This is a genomic window from Achromobacter insolitus (genome assembly GCF_002209555.1).
In the GTDB taxonomy this organism is placed as follows: Bacteria; Pseudomonadota; Gammaproteobacteria; order Burkholderiales; family Burkholderiaceae_B; genus Achromobacter; species Achromobacter insolitus.
The window spans coordinates 1-571 of record NZ_NJIF01000026.1 but is presented as its reverse complement, the minus strand read 5'-3'; the positions used below and the strand labels follow the sequence as shown (position 1 = coordinate 571).

The 571-nt window shown below is 51.0% G+C and carries 1 rRNA gene; it reads left to right on the top strand.

What is annotated here, in order from left to right:
- A 23S ribosomal RNA gene (locus CEY08_RS29730) occupies positions 1-571 on the top strand; the annotation flags it as partial.

Genomic DNA, 571 nt, shown 5'->3' with positions numbered 1-571 from the left:
AGGTTAACCGAATAGGGAAGCCGTAGCGAAAGCGAGTCCGAATAGGGCGATTCAGTCGCTGGGTGTAGACCCGAAACCAGATGATCTATCCATGGCCAGGTTGAAGGCACGGTAACACGTGCTGGAGGACCGAACCCACTAATGTTGAAAAATTAGGGGATGAGCTGTGGATAGGGGTGAAAGGCTAAACAAATCTGGAAATAGCTGGTTCTCTCCGAAAACTATTTAGGTAGTGCCTCAAGTATTACTGCGGGGGGTAGAGCACTGTTATAGCTAGGGGGTCATGGCGACTTACCAAACTATGGCAAACTCCGAATACCCGCAAGTACAGCTTGGGAGACAGAGCACCGGGTGCTAACGTCCGGACTCAAGAGGGAAACAACCCAGACCGCCAGCTAAGGTCCCAAATTATCGCTAAGTGGGAAACGAAGTGGGAAGGCATAGACAGTCAGGAGGTTGGCTTAGAAGCAGCCATCCTTTAAAGAAAGCGTAATAGCTCACTGATCGAGTCGTCCTGCGCGGAAGATGTAACGGGGCTAAGCGATAAACCGAAGCTGCGGGTGTGCACTTT